The following is a 17,546-nucleotide window of genomic DNA, read 5'->3' on the forward strand; positions in this document are numbered from 1 at the left end:
CGCAGCTCCTGTGACTGGGTCCGGATCCGCAGGACCGGAGTTCAGGCTTCCATTGCCTTCGAAACTAGGTCGTCCAGCTTGCGGGAGGCTTGCGCCTCCGTGTTGATGTAGCGTTCCAGGATATCGGCGAGGCGCCGGTTTTCGCCGGCCTGATGCTCCAGCCGCGCCACCGTGGCTAGCCGCCGTTCGGTGACCTTGAGCATGCGGCCCTGCCGGGCCATTTCCGCCTCGACCTTTTCACGGGCCTCCGACAGGCGGGCCTGTTCCTCCGCGATGGTCTTCAATCGCTGGGATGCATTGCGGATGAAGCGATCCTGCAGGGCAAGATCGCCCTCTGACAGGGCCTTCAGCACGCGCTCCTGCTTTTCGGCAAGCTGTTCATCCTGCCGGTCGAGATTGACCAGCATCCAGGCCGACAACTGGTGGATCTGACGCTGGAGCTTGAGGATGCGCCCGATTTCCTTGGCGTTCTTGGACATGAAAGCCTCAACTGAATTTGAGCCAGGTAACGTAACCGTCGAGGAACAGGAGAAGGGCTTCTCCCAGCACGACGAACAGGAAGTAGAGCCCGCCCGCGATGACGAAGGGCATGGCGATGAAATAGATCGGGATCTGCGGCGTCAGCTTGTTGGCAAGGCCAAGGGCGAAGTTGACCACCACGGCATAGATCACGAAAGGGCTGCCGATGCGCAGTGCCAGGAGAAAAGTGGCCGACAGCTGGTCCGAGAAGCGCGCGAGGCCGCTCTGCACATCCAGGCCAGACCCGACCGGGACGGCCGTGTAGCTGTCGGCCAGCGCGCGGATCAGTTCCCAGTGCTGGTTGGTGATGAAGACCATCGCCGTTGCTGTCAGCGTCATGAGGTTGGCCAGCGACGGGAGCGCCTCGTTGCCTTCCACCGCCAGCCCCGGCATGGTCGACAGGCCGATGGACATTGAAATCAGCGTCCCGATGGTTTCCAGCGCCGCGATGAAGGCGCGGCCCATGAGACCAAGCAGCAGTCCGACAAACAGTTCGGCGACGATGAAGCGTGTCACTGTCGCCAGCCCCTGGTCCGGCATGGCCGCCCGCATCGAGGGCAACAACAGCGGCGAAAGCGCCAGCGTGATCGCGATGGCCACCAGCAGCCGCACCCGGACCGGAACACGGTCGCTGCCGAAGCCCGGGATCACCATCAGGCAGCTGCCTATCCGGCAGAACAGCAGGAAGACGGCCAGAACCGTCTCCGTGCCGAACCGGGCTAGGATCATCTCGCCCAGCATGATCAGGAAATGCTGCCGATGGTCGCGACATCCGTGCCTCGCGCGATTTCGAGATGGGACAGGACCGGCAAGGTCGGGAACATGCGCTCCACGATCATGCGCACATAGGGCCGGGCCTCGGGAGCCGCGACGATGGCAAAGCGCTTGCCGCCGCTCATGTGGGTCTTCACTGCCGCCGACATCTGGGTGCCGAATTCCTCGACCAGTTGTGGCTCGATGTCGAACTCGATGACATCGCCCTTGCTGTCGCGCTTCATGCTCTGGTGGAAGGCCAGATCCCAGCGGTTGCCAAGGCGCAGGATATTGAGCGGCCCGCCTTCGGCAAGATCACCGCAGATCTGCTGGGCAATGCGCATGCGCACATGTTCCACCACCTGCTCCGACCGGCGGACATGCGGCACGATCTCGGCCACGGCCTCCAGGATGAGGTGCAGGTTGCGGATGGACACGCGTTCCGACAGCAGAAGCTTCAGCACCGCCTGCAAGCCTGAGAACGAGATGTGCGACGGGCAGATGTCGTCGATCAGCTTGCGGTATTCCGGATCGAGCCGGTCCAGCAGGTTGCGCATGTCCTTGTAGGACAAGAGCTGCGGCAGGTTGTTGCGGATCACCTCGGACAGGTGGGTGAGGATCACCGTGTTGTTGTCGGCCGGAACGAGGCCATCGCGCTTCAGTTCATCCTGATAGGCCATCGGCACCCAGTAGGCCGGCATGCCGAAGGCAGGCTCACGGGTCGGTTCGCCCAGCAGCGGCAGGTTGCGATCCTCGTCGGTCATGACCAGAAGCTCACCAACCTTCAGTTCCTGCATGGCGACGACAGTGCCGTGAATGCGGATCTGGTAGGACTTGGGATCCAGGGTCAGGCTGTCGGAGACGCGGATATCCGGGACGACGAAGCCGTACTGCTCGGCGAACTTGCGGCGCATCTTGCCGACGCGGCGGGCCAGCTCGTTGTGGCCCACCAGCAGCTGGGAGGCGACCTGCTTGCCGAGGCAAAGCTCGATCTCGGCCGTCTTGAGGGATTCCTTGACGGACTCGCGACTGTCGCGCTTGGTCTTCGCCTCGGCCGCTTCCGCAACCGCCTTTGCCATCTGTTCCGCAGCCGCCTTTTTCTTCGGGATCGAGTAACCGATGAACGCCATCAGACCGCCAAGGAAGGCAAAGGGGAGGATGGGCAGGCCCGGCATCAGTGCAAAGATGCCCATCAAGGCGGCCGCAACCATCAGCGCGCGCGGGTATCCGGCGAGCTGGTTGAGAACGGCCGTCTCGGTTGCCCCACGGGTACCGCCCTTTGAAACCAGCAGACCGGCGGCCAGAGAGACGATCAGCGCCGGGATCTGGGTGACCAGGCCATCACCCACCGACAGCTTGGTGAAGACGTCGGACGCCTCACCCAGGCTCATATCGTAGCGAGTAACGCCGATGACGATGCCACCGAATATATTGACGGCGGTGATGATCAGGCCGGCGATGGCATCGCCGCGCACGAATTTCGATGCACCGTCCATCGCGCCGAAGAAGGAACTCTCCTCCTCCAACTCGCGGCGGCGGCGCTGTGCCTCCTTGTCATCGATGAGACCGGCGGACAGGTCCGCGTCGATTGCCATCTGCTTGCCCGGAATGGCATCCAGGGTAAAGCGGGCGCCGACTTCCGCGATGCGCGTCGCCCCCTTGGTGATAACGATGAAGTTGACCACCACGAGGATCGTGAAGACGATCAGCCCGATGACAAAGTCGCCACTCATGACGAAAGTCGAGAAGCCGTTGATGATGTGGCCGGCGGCATCGACGCCTTCATGACCATTGGCCAGGATCACGCGGGTCGTCGCGATGTTTAGCGACAGCCGCAGCATCGTCGAGATCAGCAGGATCGTCGGGAAGGACGAGAAATCGAGTGGCTTCTGGATCCAGAGGGCCACCATCAGGATCAGAACCGACAGGGCGATGGAAAGAGCCAGCCCCATGTCGATCATGAAGGCGGGAATGGGCAGGAAGAGAACTGCCAGGATCAGGGCGATGCCAACGGCAAAGCCAATGTCGCGGCGGCTTCCGTTGGGGGTCTGGCCGATGGCCGTAAGGGCTGTGTCCGACATGCCTCATCTCGTTTCGAGGGATCGCAGTTCCACTATCTGTGGTGAAGCTTGCGTGGGCATGGTGAGGACGCCAGGTTGTCCCGCGTCAGAACCCGTTCTCAATGCGCCCGTAGACAAGCGCGGTCAGGGCATAGATTTCCGACCCGATGAACGGGGCGGCGATGATGATCATGACGAGGATTGCCAGGATCTTCGGAATAAAAGTCAGGGTGACTTCCTGTACCTGGGTCAAGGCCTGCACCAGGGCAATGGACACACCGACAAGCATCGCCGGAATCACCGCCGGCGCCGAGCCGACGATGATCGCCCAGATGGCGTTGCGCACGAGATCAATCGCATCGGCCTCGTTCATGGTCAGGAGATCTTCACGCCGGGGCCGAGCAGGATCTTCTTGCCATTGTCGAGCCCCAGCATCGTGCCGTCGCTGTAGACCTCAACCGACTTGACCAGGCCGCTGACATTGGTGGTGCTGTCTGTAACCGTGCGGCCAATCAGGTCATCGACCTGGCCGAAGGACATGTTGGTCAGGAGCGTTTCCAGCTTCGAGTTGGTCTTGATCGCCTGTTCGACCTGCGAAAAGCTGGCGAGCTGGGCGAGCTGCTGGGTTGCGTCCACCGGATCGGTCGGATCCTGGTTCTTCATCTGCGCCATCATCAACTGCAGGAACGCATTGTAGTCGAGGGTCAGCTGTTCCTTTGCCGATGCAGGGCCGGACTTCCCGGCTTGCGCCGCCTGATTGGGCTGAATGGCTGTTGGCTGGATGACGGTCATCTGTGTCTCTCCTCACGCGCGGGCGTCACGCCGCTTCGGTTTCGCCGGCACGGGCGCGATCGGCCACCTTGCCATTCATGATCAGGGCCTCGATCGGGTAGAGGCCGCGGATGGTCTTGAGCGCATCGAACAGACGGTCCTCTGCCATGTAGGCTTCCACTTCGCCCAGACCATCAACGATGTCGCGGTTGGAGAAAGTCTTGCGTGTAGAGGCGATCAGCACCTCGGCAAGGTCGCGGGCATTGCCGGCGGCGACGGGGTCCATCAGCATCGATTGCAGCACGAAGTAGATCTGCCGCAGCGGTGTCGTCGTGTCCTGCGGCTGCAGGACATGGGCTTCCAGGAGGAATACCGCGTTGTTCATGAGCTCCAGGTTCGTCTTGCGGTCCACCCGCAGCACGGCCCCGTTGATGAAGATGCGTTCACCGGCCTTGAGAGCAATATGCATGGAGGTCACCGTGCGAGGCTGTCGCGAATGATTGTGTTGATCTCGATCAGGGCGTCGAGGCTGTCGGTTTCCTGGCGACGGATGCGCTCCAGCTCCTTGATCACCCATATGCCGATGGAGATAAGGTCGGCGCGGATCTCGACCGGCAGCTCGTTGGTCTCCTCGGCCAGATTGTCGATGAAATAGCTCCACAAACGGCGGGTGTTGTAGACCGCCTCGATGGTCTCGCGGGACCGGGGACCGCGCTCCCGAGCCAGCTCCAGCTGGGCAATGACAATGTCCATGGCTTCCCGTTCTTCGGCACGCGGGTCGCGGCCGAAGTCGTCAATCGCCTCGGCATAGGAAAAGTTATACATGGCACCTCTCTTGCGTCGTCATTCAGCGGCGGGCGGCAAGGTGCGCCCGGGCCGGAATGGACCGGACGCGTCTCACAGGAAGTTCAGAATGCTCAGTCTCTGGATGCGGGAGCTGACCGCGTAGGTCGTCTCGAGCTGCGTGATCGCGGTGTTGAGACGCACCGCAGTTTCCTCCTTGTTGACAAGTTCAAGGCTGTTGACGCGCTTGTTCAGGATGTTGGTCTGGACTTCGAGCCGGTCGCTGGCCGCCGATACGCGCGACTGCGCCAGGCCGACCCCGCCCATGAGATTGGTGACCCCGACAACAGCTTCTCCGAGCAGCGAGATCGCCTTGTCGACGACGACCTTGTAGGTTTCCTTGCTGAGCCCTTCTGCACCGAGGTCGGCCATCATCGTGAAGGCGGCGGCGAGCTGGCGCATCGACTTCTCGTTGGCGCTGACCGAGCTGTTCAGGGACTCGGCGGGAGAAATCTGCGACGTCATGGTCTGGTTGGTCGCCGTCGACCAGGTCGCGCCCCACTGGGGATCGGCAAAGAGCGTGTCGAACGGGCCATTTAGGAAGGCCGTCATCGCAGCCGGAGTGATCGTGGCGACGTTGGGATCTGCCTGGTTGAAAGTGAACGCGCCGAGAAAGGCCGCATCCACGGCTACCTTGCTGGCTGAAGCCGGTGTCGCGAAGTAATCGGTGACCGGCTTGGTGTCGGTGTTGATGCCGGAGAAGATGTAGGTGCCGCCGAGCTGGGTGTTGAGGCGGGAAACAAGCAGCTTCAGGCTGCCTTCTGCCTGTCCCTTGGCAACCGAGGCCGAGCCGTTGCTGTCGCGCACAGCCACAAGGGTCGCCAGGCTGTCCTGGGTGGTTGTCAGGAGATCCTTCAGCGCAGCCTGGGTCACATCGAGACGGGAAGCGGTCAATGCGTTGGTATCGATCAGCGCATCGAGCCGGGTGTGCTCGGCGCGGACCGAGACCGCCTCGCCGGTGCGGGCGCCGAGATCCAGTCCGATGTCAGCCTTGCGACCGGAAGAAATCTCGATCTGCAACTTGGCAAGATTGGCGGTCTGGCGTTGCAGGAGGCTCCGCGTGGAGTCCGACAGGGTGAACGTGGAGATATAGGACGTTTTCATCTTGGGTTACCTCGCAGCGGAGAGCAGGTCATCGAGCATGCGATCGACAGCGGAAATCAGCTTGGCCGCCGCGCCATAGGCCCGTTCGATGTCGAGCAGCAGCGTCATTTCCTCATCGAGATTGACACCGGTGGCATTGGACAGGGACTCGGCGGTGCGGGTGACGATGACCGACTGGACCTCGACATCGGCGGCAGAAGACTTGCGCGCCGCCTGGAGCCAGCTGACGGAGGAGCCGGCAAAGCCCTTCAGCGTATCGGTTGGGTCAAGGCCAACGCCACCGTCAAAGACACGCGGAGCGTTGAGTGCCGTGACATATTCCTGGATCCGGATGGCATAGCCGGCGTTGTTGGCCGGGTTGTAGACGTAGTCCGGGTTCAGCGGATCGGAGATGCCGCCATCTCGCAAGCGCTCAAGGCTGCCGCCCTGGTCCGGGTCGGCATTGGCGTTGATCCGGATGTCGCCTGCCAGCCCCGCTGACAGGGTGGCTGTCGCCGGCAGGGCCGGGCCGCCGGAATAGGTGAACAGGCCAGCCTGGTCAGGACCGCCGCCGCCGGACTGGTCCTGCTCCGCGAAGGCTTCGATCAGGCCACGTGCGACTTCATCGAGCTGGTTCTGATAGGTCACGGCGGTGCTGTCGCGCAGCTGGGTCAGCCCGTGCAGCCGGCCGCTGCCGATCGGCATGATCGCGTTGGGCCCGGCGACCGGAACGCCGTCGATGAAGACGGCATTGCCGACCGTCGCTGCGTTGAAGGTGTTCGTCGGCGCAAAGCTGACGGTGCGTGCCGTGGTCTCGAACAGCGTGACACCGCTGTCGGTGTAGATCACGACCCCGCCGTCGGATGCGGTCAGGGTGGAGATGCCGATTTCCTGCGACAGGGCGTGTAACGCCTTGTCGCGGGCATCCAGCGCGTCGGTGATATCGGCGCCCGACTGGCCACCCTTGACGATGAGGCCATTGAGGCGTTCGACCTGACCAAGCAATTCGTTGATGCGTCCGACGGAACTGTTGATGTCGGCGTCTGCCTCGGCGCGCACATCCTGGACAAGGCCGGTGTATTCGTTGAGCAGCCGCACCGTGTCCTTGGCCGCGCCCAACATCGTTTGGGCCAGGATCGAATTGCCCGGATCGGACGCGTAGTTCTGGATCGCAGTTTCCAGCGTACCGAGCTGGGCGGCCGGAGAGCGTTTCAGCTCGGTGTTGCCGACCGTCTGCTCCAGCTTTTCCAATCCCGCCGCAACCGCATCCTGGGACATGGCCCGGGACGTGGAGCGCAGCAGCGAGCTGTAGAGAGCATTGTCGGTGGTCCGGCGGATGCCGTCGCTGCGCACTCCGCCGACATGCCCGCCCTCGCTGACGACGGTGCTGAGCATGACGGTCTTGCGCGAGTAGCCAGCCTCCTGGGCTCCAGCGATATTGCGGGAGACCGTCGCCGTTTCGGTCTGGCGCGCGCTCAGGGCCGACTGGGCGACCTTCAGGGCAACGGAAAGGCTCATGTCACATATTCCTTGCTGCTCGGCGCATCAGCGGACGAGATTGACCAGTTCCTCGAGCAGGTCGGAGCCTGCCTTGAACACTTTCGAGTTGGCCGTGTAGCCACGTTGTGACTCGATCATCGAGGTCAGTTCGGTCGCCAGATCGACATTGGAGTCTTCCAGTGCACCGACCACCACGCTGCCCAGACCGCCCTCGCCCGGGAACCCGACGCGGATGTCGCCGGAGTTGTTCGACTGGGTGAAGATGTTGCCCGAGAGCGCCGTCAGCTTGTCCGGGCTCGGCACGTCGGCGAGCGGGATGCGGAAGATTTCGCGGCGGGCACCGTTGGAATAAACGGCACTGAGGATCCCCTCTTCGTTGAACTCGACCGTCTCGACCGCGCTCGGCGCATTGCCATTGGCCTCAACCTTGGTGACCGCAAAGCCAGCCGCCAGCGAAGTGCCGCCCGACAGATCCATGTTGAAGGTGCCACCATTCGGGACAGTGATGGCGATGTCCGTCGGGCTGGCTGTCGTGAGCTTGCCGGTGGTCAGGCTGTAAGTCAGGGTCTGGGTGGAGAGGGCCGGGCCGGTGTAGGGGAAGCCGCCGCCTGGAGCGGCTTCAGCGGCGTTGAAGACCGCGACTTCCCAGGTGGACTCGGTCGGAGATATGGCCGTCTTGGAGTAATAGACGTCCAGCTTCACTTCATTGCCAAGGTTGTCAAACATGATGACAGAGGTCTTGGCAGAGAACGTTGCGGTTGCGGCGTTGGCGGACGGCAAGTCGGCTGCGGCGACAATAGCTGCGCCTTCCGGAACGTTGGTCCAAAGGGTTGCCTTGTTCGTCGGAGTGGCTTCCAACTGGTTCTGCGAGACATTGACGTCGACCAGGCCGCCGAGGCCGTTGGCGACCGGCGTCGCCGCGACGCCGCCGTTGATCGGATAGCCCTGCAGGGTAAAGCCAGCGGTGTTGACCAGATAGCCCTCCTTGTCGATGACAAAGGCGCCGGCGCGGGTGAGCGACTGGGTGCCGTCACGGTCGGCCACGACAAAGAAGCCGTTGCCGTCAATCGCAAGGTTCAGAGACGATGTCGTGTAGCTCAGCGATCCCTGCTGCGAAATCGCCCGCACCGTGTTGGCTTTCACGCCGCCTGAGTTATAGGTGCCGGTGCCCTGCGACAGAACCATCGAGGTGAATTCGGACGCCGCGCGCTTGTATCCGGTCGTGTTCGAATTCGCGATGTTGTCCGCGACTGTACCCAACTTGCTGGACTGGGCATTCATGCCGGACACGCCGGTACGCATTACGCCGTAAAGACTCATGGAACGTCTCCCGTTGCCAAAATTTCTGGAGACATTCAACGCCGTCAATCTTGCGTGAAGCTGTTGATCGGACAATCGTCAGATGACGGCTGATTTTAATAAAATTTTAAGTATAAATTACTTTTATTAATTTCTATTTCACATAATTTAATTTCCACTAAACTGTAAAAATGAATTGATTTATTTGAAAATTTCTTTTCCTCAGCAGTCATCCCCGCCTTGTGCGGGGATCCACAACACCGGCACGGCCGACCTGTTGTCCTGGCGCCAGCGGACGGAAAACTGGATCCCCGCACAAGGCGGGGATGACCCGTGTGTGTGACACCACATGATCAACAGTCACACTCACAAAGCGGGGATGACCTCGGAACGCGTGTTTCCGCATGAAGGGCGACCACGCCCACAGGACCACCTCGACCGCTGCGGGGGCCTACTCGACCTGAAAGCGCGCGCACGAGGGCAATCACGCACGAGCCGCGATCAGGCCTTGCAGAATTTGCTGGCTTCCGGCGTCCATTGGCCAAAACCGCTGGCAACCATGTTGGTGATGACCTTGCAGACATAGCGTTTCTGCGCCGGGTCGTTGTTGGGGCCGGCGTGATACCGGGCGACCGCCATTGTCCAGGTCCCCTGGCGGGCGTGCAACTCGTTGAGAAAGCGGGCCGCATAGCGGACATTGGCGCGCGGCTCCAGCATATGGGAGACCGAGCGGAACTTCTCGCCGTGGAAATGATGGTTGATCTGCATGCAGCCGATATCGATCAGCTTCTTGCCGCGCGCCCTGGCCGAGATCACCTCTGCCTCCGCAGCCCGGGCGGTAACAGGGAACTTCGGTTCGCCCTCAATGTTGAGCGCATAGGGCGAGAGGGAATTGCGCCGCCCGGTTTCTGTCAAACCGACGGCGTAGAGAACGCCGAGCGGGATCTTGTAGGCGCGGGCGGCGGCGGCCATTTCCCGCTCGCAGATGGCCTGCCCCGGCGCGGCAAATGCCACACCAGGGGCAAAGCCAAAAGAGCCGGCGTCAGAGATAAACAGCGCCGCTGCGATCGCTACGACTGTCCGAATGTGCTGCATGTCCTGCGTCTTCCTGGTCTTCCTGCAGCGGGCCGTCATGCGTCTGATCTCCGCCGCCATTTTGTGGTTCACTGTCGCCGCCGGTGCCCGCGCCCCATGCGGGGCCGCCGTCACCGGACTGGGCCGTCCAGCCAGATTGTTGCCCCTGCAAGGAGCCGTTGACCTGGAACATCGGCCGGTCGTCGCCAGCGGACTGAATGGTGATCGTGTCCGCCTTCTGACCGACCGCGCGCAACATCTGATCCAGAAGCTGCCGGTCCTGCCGGAGCAACTCGGCAGTGTCCGGGTTCTGCGCTGACATGACCACTTCCACCCGGTCGCCGATCAGGCGCAGCGAGACTTTCACGCTGCCCAGTTCCATCGGCTGCAGCTGGATTTCGAGCACTTTGACCATCGGACGTGTGGAGCCGGTGGAGAACAGGCCCCCAGCGGCCGGCCCTTGCGCCGACGGAGCCGGACGCGGTTCTGACAAAGCCCCGATGATGGCCTCGCCCACCTGCTGAAGCGGAGAGAGCCGGAGCGAGGGTGCGAAGTGGGTTTCCTCGCGAAGGACACGAACCTGGCCTATAGCTGCCATGGCGCGTTGGCTGTCGCCGGAGCGAGTGTCGCCGACCCCGACGCTGACCTCTTCAGGCGCCACGGCAAAGCGGGCAAAGAGACCTGCATCATCAAGTCCGGACAGGTTTCCAGCGACCGGCGCGGCCGCTGCGGGGGATGTCCCTGCCGATGCAACTGCGGCCTGCCCGGCAGCCGGAGCACCTCCGGCGACGGGCGTAGAGACCAGCGGCCCTGCTCCTGCTTGCGGTTCAGCAAAAGCGGGCGCCCCGGACCGGAGCGGTCCCTGCGGACCGGGCGAGTTCGGAGAGGCTGCCGGTGCCGCGGCAACGGCCAGGGATGGAGCCAGGCCCAGCAAGGCCGCCAGTGCGTTTGCATCGCCCGCCGCGCCTTGATCCGGGATCCCGGCGGCCGGCGTGACGAGAAGCTTCAGGAGACCTGCCGCATCGTCCTGAAGCTGAAGGGCCCCGTCAGTTGAAGCGGGGCTCTCCGGTTCCGATCCGGCAGAAGATGGCTGACCCGCCGAAGCATCCTGATCCTTCGGCTGGGATACGTCGCGCAGGACATCGGAGAATCCGTTTCCGGCGCCATCGCCGGCGCTCTCCTGGCCGCGCCCTGCAACAGGCGCCGGGGCCTGCATGACGGCCGATGTGCTTACTGCCATGTCCGGGCTCCCCCCCGCGTGTTGCCCAGCAGGGCTTCTGTTTCGTTGAGTGCGAGGTCGGCTTGCCGCATCACCGGGCGCAGCCAGCCAGGATCCGCCGGAGCGGACACCTGCGCATACGCCCCCACATCGCCAATCACGCCATCGGGCGGAGTGGGCCAGTGGCGGACGTGATTCAGCACGGCATAGACGGCGTCCATCAACTCGCGCTCGTCTGCAACCAGCGCCTTGCGATCGACCGACCACAGCAATTCGCGCGTCTGCATGATGTCCTCCGGGGCAAGGCTGGCTGCCGCCGTATAAATCCGAAGACGCAATTCCTCCGGCGAACCTTTCACGACCAAAGGCCGCACCTTGTCCGCAGCCTTGCGGGCAATATCGAGATGACCATGGGTCACGGCCTGGCGGGTAACGGCCAGAAAATACGTCCGCTGCTCCGCCGGCTCGAACTCGGTAAGCAGTGTCTCGAGCAAGGCAAAGCGCCGCTCGTCCGTTCCAAAGCCGAGCCCCTCGAGGGCAAGACCGAACCGACGCTGGAAGTCCCCGGCATAGATCGACGACTTGAACCGGCGCAGATAACGGATCGACAGGGACTGGAACCGGTCGATCTCGCCGATCTTGCCTGCCAGGAAGACTTCGCGGCGCAGGGCCGCTTCCTCCACCAGTGTTCCAGGCATCAGCAATCGCGCCACACCCAGAAGACGCAACGCTTCCGGCGGATTGGCGGAGACCTCCAGTGCGGCCCGGACGAGCGCGATCTGACCACCGAGGTTCGGCGGTATGTCCATCGGTTCGAACCGGGCCAGAAGCCGGCGCGCCTCTTCGCCCCGGCCATCCACATAGGCGATGGCCCCGCGCATCAGATCCATCTCGACAGCCGGCGGTGGCGAAAGCTCAACAAGCTGGTGCATCACCTTCGGGTTGCCACCGCTCAGGAGATAGATCACTGCCGCACGGGCATTGCGCTGGTCCGCCCAGGTTTCTGCAGGAGCTGCGAGAAACTCCGCATTCATCCGGCCGAGCAGGGTCCGTTGGGCCAGATGCGCCTCCCGGCTGCCTTTCGCCACCTCACCCTGCAGGGCCTGCAACGTACGCACCAGTTCAAAGGGCTGCGTTCCAGCCGGAGCAACACGCGCGGCAAGACCGGGATTGGGCACAGCCGGATCTGCCGGTTCCGGCGCCGGAGCTGCAAGGGTCTCGCCGCCTGCCGGTGCGCCGGTCTGCGCCTTCAGTGGTTCGCACCAGACCGTCCCAAGCATCAGAGTCAGAACCGATACGGCCGCAGAGACCCGAAGCGACCGGTTCAGGACCCTTGTCCTTGCGTCCACACTCATGCCTCGCCCTCCAGAATGAAGATCTCGATGCGGCGGTTGACCGGTGCCAGCGGATCCTCCGGAAGCTTCAGATCACGATCGGCATAGCCTTCGACCCGGTCGATGCGGGCAGCGTCAACGCCACCCCGTTGCAGCATGTACAGGGCCATGTGCGCGCGGGCGGTTGACAGGCGCCAGTTGTCATAGTCCCTGGACCGGAAGGGCCGACCGTCCGTATGGCCCCGGATGATGATACGCCCTGGCTTGTTGGCGAGCACGCCGCCGATGCGTTCCATCAGCTTGACCAGTTCCCCGCGCGGCTCGGCTGAACCGACAGCAAACATGCCGTAGTTCTGGTCGTCGGTCAGGCTGATGAGGACACCTGCCCCCTGCTGCTCGACATTCACCCGGGCAGCCGTGGCACCAAGCGAGGTCCCTTCCGCGCCTTGCAGCACCTGAGCCAGACTGTCGGCCAGCTGACGGGCATTGACTTCCGCAGGCGACTGGGCCGCTACCGCCTGGCTGATACCTGACTGCGCCCCAGCCCCCGCATGCGGCTGGTTGCCTACCCCGGTACCGTCCCCTGCAGTTTCTGCCGGAACGGATAGGGCTTCAACCTCAGGCGGACGGGCAACGGCTGTGCCTTCAGGCGTTTCCACCGAAGCTGCAAAGCTTGCCGTGCCCAATGGCACCTCGCCGGTTATCGCAGCGGTCTTGCCGCCTTCCTGTCCGGCTGTCTCCCGGCCCGGCAGGAACTGCCAATACATCGGATCAAAGGGATCACGGAAAGCTTCGCCGCCCTGGGCGCCTTCCTGGCGCTGCGTTCCCAGCCCCTGGCTTTCCGGTGCAGCGCCCGAGCCGGGTGCTCCGGCGACACTCTCGGCAAGCTGGTCCAGCACGGTGTAGGGATCGCGGAACAGGGCGGTCTCCGTGTGGGTGGGCTTGAATTCGCCAAGGCCACGCCGCGCAGGACTGGCATCCGCCGTGGCAGAACGGGTTGTCATCTCCTGACCGTTAGCCGATCCCGGCGTCCCGTCCGGATCCGGCGGAGAATTCATGATCACGTCAATCTCGGCAGGCTTGCCCTGTTCCGGCCCCGGCATGTCCGGATCGTTCAACCCTTTCCGTGTCTGGGTGGTCGAGGCGAGCTTCACCGGGTTGAAATATTGCGCAACGCCCCTGCGGACACTGTCGTCAGTGACGTTGATCAGCCACATCACCAGGAAGAAGGCCATCATGGCGGTCATGAAGTCCGCGAAAGCGATCTTCCAGACACCGTTCTTTACCGGCTCGGCGTCCAGAGGCGACCGGCGACGCACGATGACGATTTCGGTCGGCTGCAGTTCTGCGGTCATTCCACCTGCTCCCGGGCACTGCGGATCCGGTCAAGCCAGTCCGCCATCTGGGTTTCGATCACCGTATCCTCGAGCACGGCACGCACTTCCGGCCCCTCACCGGGCACCAGCTTGACCCGGTCCTGCAAAGGACCGAGGCCAACGACGACCTGCGGCAACAGGCTGTCCGGACCACTGACCTCAATGAGCCGGCGATCCGTTCCCGCACCCGTGAGAATTTCAGCAAGGGCATCGCGAAAACTCTCGACAGCCCGCGCCGCCACAGCCTCTTCAAGGAAAGGCAACAGCACTTTTCCGACCGTTTCGGAGATGGTGTCTTCGAGGTGCTCCAGCGCATCGGCGAGATTCTCGCCAAGGCGCTCAGCCTCTTCCTGCTGATGCGCGAGACGGGCTGTCTCTGCCTCGATCTGCAAGGCCTCAATGCGGGTTTCGAGCTCGGCCTCGACCTCAAGTCGTGCAGCCTGGCGGCCGGTGCGCACGCCACGGGCATACTCTGCGGCGAGGCGTTCCTCCACGGTCGGCTCCGGCGGCCGGTCATTGCCGAGAATGACATCGGCCATGACGACGTTTTCCTTGCTGAGGCGCGGAAAGCCTGGTCCGGCCAGTTCCGGAATATGCGCTGCGATGGGGCGATGCTGCATCACACGCGCTCCCCTTCATACATCCACTGCTTGAGGATCGCGGCCGACTGTTCCTCATCAAGTTCAAGCAGCGATTCCAGCTTTTTGATGGATGACTGATTGATCTTGTTGGTGAGGTCGCTCAAAAGTGCCGTGTGATCGGGTGCAGCAAGGGCGCGCGGCTCAGAGAATGGCATCCCCTGCGCGTCCAGTTCCCCGGCCATGGCCAGTTCGGAGATTTCGGTCGGTGTTTCGGCGCGCTGCGGGACGAGGACCGCAAGGGCCGGGCGCAGGCCGAACCAGATCAACAGGCCGGCAACCGTCATGATCGCGACAGCGTTGATCACATTGCCGGACTGGCGCAGCAGAAGCTCGGTGATCGACAGCGGCGGGGCCGGAGCCAGATCGCCAGCCCCTTCGAAGAACTCCACGACAGAGACCTTGATCGTGTCGCCACGCGCCGCGCTGACGCCGGCGGACGAGGCCACAAGCTGCTCGATCTCGCCAAGTTGCTCCTTGACGGCGACCTCATCGGGCGTACCGCCCAGCGCTGCATGCAGCCGGACCTTGTCAACCAAAACCGCGATCGACAGCCGTTCCACGGAATATCCCTCTCGCGAGGTCTCGGTGGTCTTGGATGAAATCTCGTAGTTGACGGTTTCTTCCCGGCGCTGGTTCTCCTCGCTGGAACGCTCGCCATTCTGCGCCTGGACGTCTTCCTCGGGCAGGTTCTGCTCCACCGTGGTCGGGGTCTCGGTGCTGGTGTTCTGCGAGGTTGCGTTCTGGCGGATGGTGCGGATGGAGCGTTCCGTGCGCGATTCCGGGTCGAAGACGGTCTCGGAAATGCGGCGCTTGTCCGTGTTGAGATCAGCCGCGACGCTGACCTGGAAATGATCAAGCCCGAGATAGGGGGTCAGGGTCTTGCGGATATTTTCCTGGATGCGCGCACTGACGGCTGTCTCGAGGCTGGCCATCTGGCCCGCAGAGGCGTTGGCCGGATCCTTGCCCGTGGCAAGCAACCCGCCGGAGGTGTCAAGCACGGTCACCTTTTCAGGCGACATGCCCGGAACCGAGGCTGCGACAAGATGGCGGATGGCATCGGCCGTCCGGGTGTCATTCGGCGCGTCCGAGCGGATGACGACGGAAGCTGAGGGCGGTTGCTGGTCGCGGCGGAACGAAGCCTTCTCCGGCATGACGATGTGCACACGGGCAGCCCGCACGTCCTGCATCAGCTGGATGGTGCGGGACAGCTCGCCTTCCAGCGCCCGGACGCGGGTCACTTCCTGCATGAAGGACGTCAGGCCAAGCGAGCCAACATCATTGAACAGCTCATAGCCGGTGCTGCCGCCTCGGGGCAGACCGCGTTCCGCCAGCAGCATGCGGGCCCGTGCCGCCGCGCCATGACCGACCATGACAGCGGCCCCATCGGCACTGATGTCATAGGGAATGCCGGCGTCCTGGAGCGCGGAGCCGATGCGGTTGACATCGTCGCCTTCAAGGCCGGTGTAGAGCGCCGTCATCTGCGGACGGCTCAGATAGTAGGCGCCCAGACCGACGGTCAGGACGGTCGCAAGTCCGATGAGGGCCAGCGCAATGAGGCGCTTGACACCAAGCTCCATCAGATTGGCCAAGAGTTTTTCGGCATGTTCACGGCCTGGCATTCCATACCCCTGTGCTCGTTCGGTCTGAACCTTGTCCGACTATCGCGGCGCTGGCTGGCGCGAGGCTTGTGTCGCCCGCAGCACCGCGAAAAAAGGAAGAGGGCCGCGTCCAAAAGGACGCGGCCCTCCAGGGTCCAGACCTTGCGGCCGAAGGACTTAGCGGAACAGCGACAGGATGTTCTGGCTGCTCGAGTTGGCGATCGACAGGGCCTGGATGCCGAGCTGCTGCTGGGTCTGAAGAGCCTGCAGACGGGTCGATTCCTTGCTCATGTCGGCGTCAACCAGCTGGCCGACGCCACGATCGATGGCATCAGTCAGAGCGCCGGCGAAGTCCTTCTGCAGGTCCACGCGCTTCTTCACCGAACCCAGCAGGGTCGCTGCGTTGGTGATGTCACCCAGAGCGTTGTCGACGATCGAGATCTGCTCTTCCAGACTGGTCAGATGAGCGGCAGAGTCGGTCAGGGCCGAGATGTTGATGGTCGACACCTTGGCGGTGGTGCCACCAACGGTGCGGTCGCGATCGAGGATGCCCGACTGATCATCGCTGTCGTACAGTTCGGTCTGCGTGATATCGATCGCGATCGTGTCGATCGTGATCGCACCGCCGGAGCGGGTGAAGGAGCCAACGATCGACTTGGTGCCGTTGTAGCCTGTCGCACCGGAGTCGACCGACAGCCAGTTCTCGCCGTTGAACACGGACGAGTCTGCGATCGTCTTCAGCTGACCCTGGAGTTCGGTGATGTCGGACTGGATCTTGCCACGATCAACACCCGGCTGACGGGCGGCGACGAGCTTGGCCTTGATCTCGTTGACGACATCAACGGTCTTGTCCATGGCAGTGTACATGACGTCCACGGTTGCGGCGCCGAGGCCCAGGGCGTCCTTCACTGCGGAAAGCGCCATGTTGTCGGAACGCATGGTGGTTGCGATCGACCAGTAGGCGGCGTTGTCCTGGGCCGAAGCAACCCGGTAGCCGGTAGAGATGCGGTTCTGCACCTGGGCCATCGACTTGTTGGTTGCGTTCAGGGTCTGGAGCGCCGTCATGGCGGATGCGTTGGTCATCAAGCTGGACATGGTGGTCCCTTTCACATTCGTAATTTTTGAAGGGGACATACCGGGCTTTCACCGGTACGACAGAACGGCGTCATGCCCTTGAACGGTGTGTTGGGTTCCGTTCAACCTGTCGTGAGTTCAACCTAGCCCGGCATGCTTGTGCGGGGCTGACTTGAAATGACGGCGTCGGGATTTTCGGGTTTGCGGTGAGGAAATATGCGGTGGCCGCCACCCTCACCGCGCCGTCCTGGCCTTGTGCCGGGACCTGTTTTTTCCAACGCGCGTTGCCATTTCGAATCCTTCGACCACCTGACAGATCCCGGCACAAGGCCGGGACGGCGCGGTATTCAAGGCGAATGCACCACCCCAAAATGCCCAAAGGGCGAGGCATTGCTGCCTCAC

General features: G+C 63.0%; 17 protein-coding genes. All 17 read right to left on the reverse strand.

The genetic code is table 11. The features are described 5' to 3' along the window. Positions 1-41: 41 nt before the first annotated feature. The gene (locus C8348_RS06750) at positions 42-479 is read right to left on the reverse strand and encodes a flagellar biosynthesis protein R (RefSeq protein ID WP_106752547.1); all 438 of its coding nucleotides are present in this window, start codon (positions 477-479) and stop codon (positions 42-44) included. 7 nt (positions 480-486) lie between these two features. Continuing rightward, positions 487-1,260 (reverse strand): flagellar biosynthesis protein FliR, encoded by a 774-nt coding sequence (gene fliR / locus C8348_RS06755; RefSeq protein ID WP_106752548.1) that lies wholly within the window; start codon positions 1,258-1,260, stop codon positions 487-489. Between the two features lie 2 nt (positions 1,261-1,262). Then, positions 1,263-3,353: a flagellar biosynthesis protein FlhA gene (gene flhA, locus C8348_RS06760; protein WP_106752549.1), complete on the reverse strand. Its 2,091-nt coding sequence runs from the start codon at positions 3,351-3,353 to the stop codon at positions 1,263-1,265. An 85-nt stretch (positions 3,354-3,438) separates the two neighbouring features. Next, positions 3,439-3,705: a flagellar biosynthetic protein FliQ gene (locus C8348_RS06765; protein WP_106752550.1), complete on the reverse strand. Its 267-nt coding sequence runs from the start codon at positions 3,703-3,705 to the stop codon at positions 3,439-3,441. Between the two features lie 2 nt (positions 3,706-3,707). Next, positions 3,708-4,124 (reverse strand): flagellar hook assembly protein FlgD, encoded by a 417-nt coding sequence (flgD, locus tag C8348_RS06770; RefSeq protein WP_106752551.1) that lies wholly within the window; start codon positions 4,122-4,124, stop codon positions 3,708-3,710. Positions 4,125-4,149: 25 nt separating this feature from the next. Further along, positions 4,150-4,572 (reverse strand): flagellar biosynthesis repressor FlbT, encoded by a 423-nt coding sequence (gene flbT, locus C8348_RS06775; RefSeq protein WP_106752552.1) that lies wholly within the window; start codon positions 4,570-4,572, stop codon positions 4,150-4,152. A gap of 5 nt (positions 4,573-4,577) precedes the next feature. Continuing rightward, positions 4,578-4,928, reverse strand: coding sequence for a flagellar biosynthesis regulator FlaF (gene flaF, locus C8348_RS06780; RefSeq protein WP_106752553.1), 351 nt, complete (start codon positions 4,926-4,928; stop codon positions 4,578-4,580). Positions 4,929-5,000: 72 nt separating this feature from the next. Continuing rightward, positions 5,001-6,050, reverse strand: a complete 1,050-nt coding sequence (locus tag C8348_RS06785) for a flagellar hook-associated family protein (protein WP_106752554.1) — start codon at positions 6,048-6,050, stop codon at positions 5,001-5,003. Between the two features lie 6 nt (positions 6,051-6,056). Beyond that, on the reverse strand, positions 6,057-7,547 hold the full coding sequence (gene flgK, locus C8348_RS06790; protein ID WP_106752555.1) for a flagellar hook-associated protein FlgK: 1,491 nt from the start codon (positions 7,545-7,547) through the stop codon (positions 6,057-6,059). A gap of 27 nt (positions 7,548-7,574) precedes the next feature. Continuing rightward, positions 7,575-8,849 carry a flagellar hook protein FlgE gene (locus C8348_RS06795; RefSeq protein WP_106752556.1) on the reverse strand — a complete coding sequence of 425 codons (1,275 nt, stop codon included), beginning with the start codon at positions 8,847-8,849 and terminating at the stop codon, positions 7,575-7,577. 480 nt (positions 8,850-9,329) lie between these two features. Further along, the gene (locus C8348_RS06800) at positions 9,330-9,923 is read right to left on the reverse strand and encodes a transglycosylase SLT domain-containing protein (RefSeq protein ID WP_208983609.1); all 594 of its coding nucleotides are present in this window, start codon (positions 9,921-9,923) and stop codon (positions 9,330-9,332) included. Further along, complete coding sequence (gene fliK, locus C8348_RS06805) at positions 9,871-11,142, reverse strand: flagellar hook-length control protein FliK (protein WP_106752557.1); 1,272 nt, start codon at positions 11,140-11,142, stop codon at positions 9,871-9,873. The genes C8348_RS06800 and fliK overlap by 53 nt, the downstream gene beginning before the upstream one ends. Next, the gene (locus tag C8348_RS06810) at positions 11,133-12,476 is read right to left on the reverse strand and encodes a chemotaxis protein (protein WP_106752558.1); all 1,344 of its coding nucleotides are present in this window, start codon (positions 12,474-12,476) and stop codon (positions 11,133-11,135) included. Before C8348_RS06810 ends, fliK begins: the two co-directional genes overlap by 10 nt. Then, positions 12,473-13,810 (reverse strand): MotB family protein, encoded by a 1,338-nt coding sequence (locus C8348_RS06815; RefSeq protein ID WP_106752559.1) that lies wholly within the window; start codon positions 13,808-13,810, stop codon positions 12,473-12,475. Before C8348_RS06815 ends, C8348_RS06810 begins: the two co-directional genes overlap by 4 nt. Beyond that, positions 13,807-14,451 (reverse strand): P-loop NTPase family protein, encoded by a 645-nt coding sequence (locus C8348_RS06820; protein ID WP_106752560.1) that lies wholly within the window; start codon positions 14,449-14,451, stop codon positions 13,807-13,809. The genes C8348_RS06815 and C8348_RS06820 overlap by 4 nt, the downstream gene beginning before the upstream one ends. Next, positions 14,451-16,091 (reverse strand): flagellar basal-body MS-ring/collar protein FliF, encoded by a 1,641-nt coding sequence (fliF, locus tag C8348_RS06825; protein ID WP_106752561.1) that lies wholly within the window; start codon positions 16,089-16,091, stop codon positions 14,451-14,453. Before fliF ends, C8348_RS06820 begins: the two co-directional genes overlap by 1 nt. A 156-nt stretch (positions 16,092-16,247) precedes the next feature. After that, a complete protein-coding gene (locus tag C8348_RS06830) occupies positions 16,248-17,165 on the reverse strand; it encodes a flagellin N-terminal helical domain-containing protein (protein ID WP_106752562.1) in 918 nt (305 codons plus the stop codon). Positions 17,166-17,546 lie beyond the last annotated feature (381 nt).

The organism is Pannonibacter carbonis (assembly GCF_003012935.1).
GTDB lineage: Bacteria > Pseudomonadota > Alphaproteobacteria > Rhizobiales > Stappiaceae > Pannonibacter > Pannonibacter carbonis.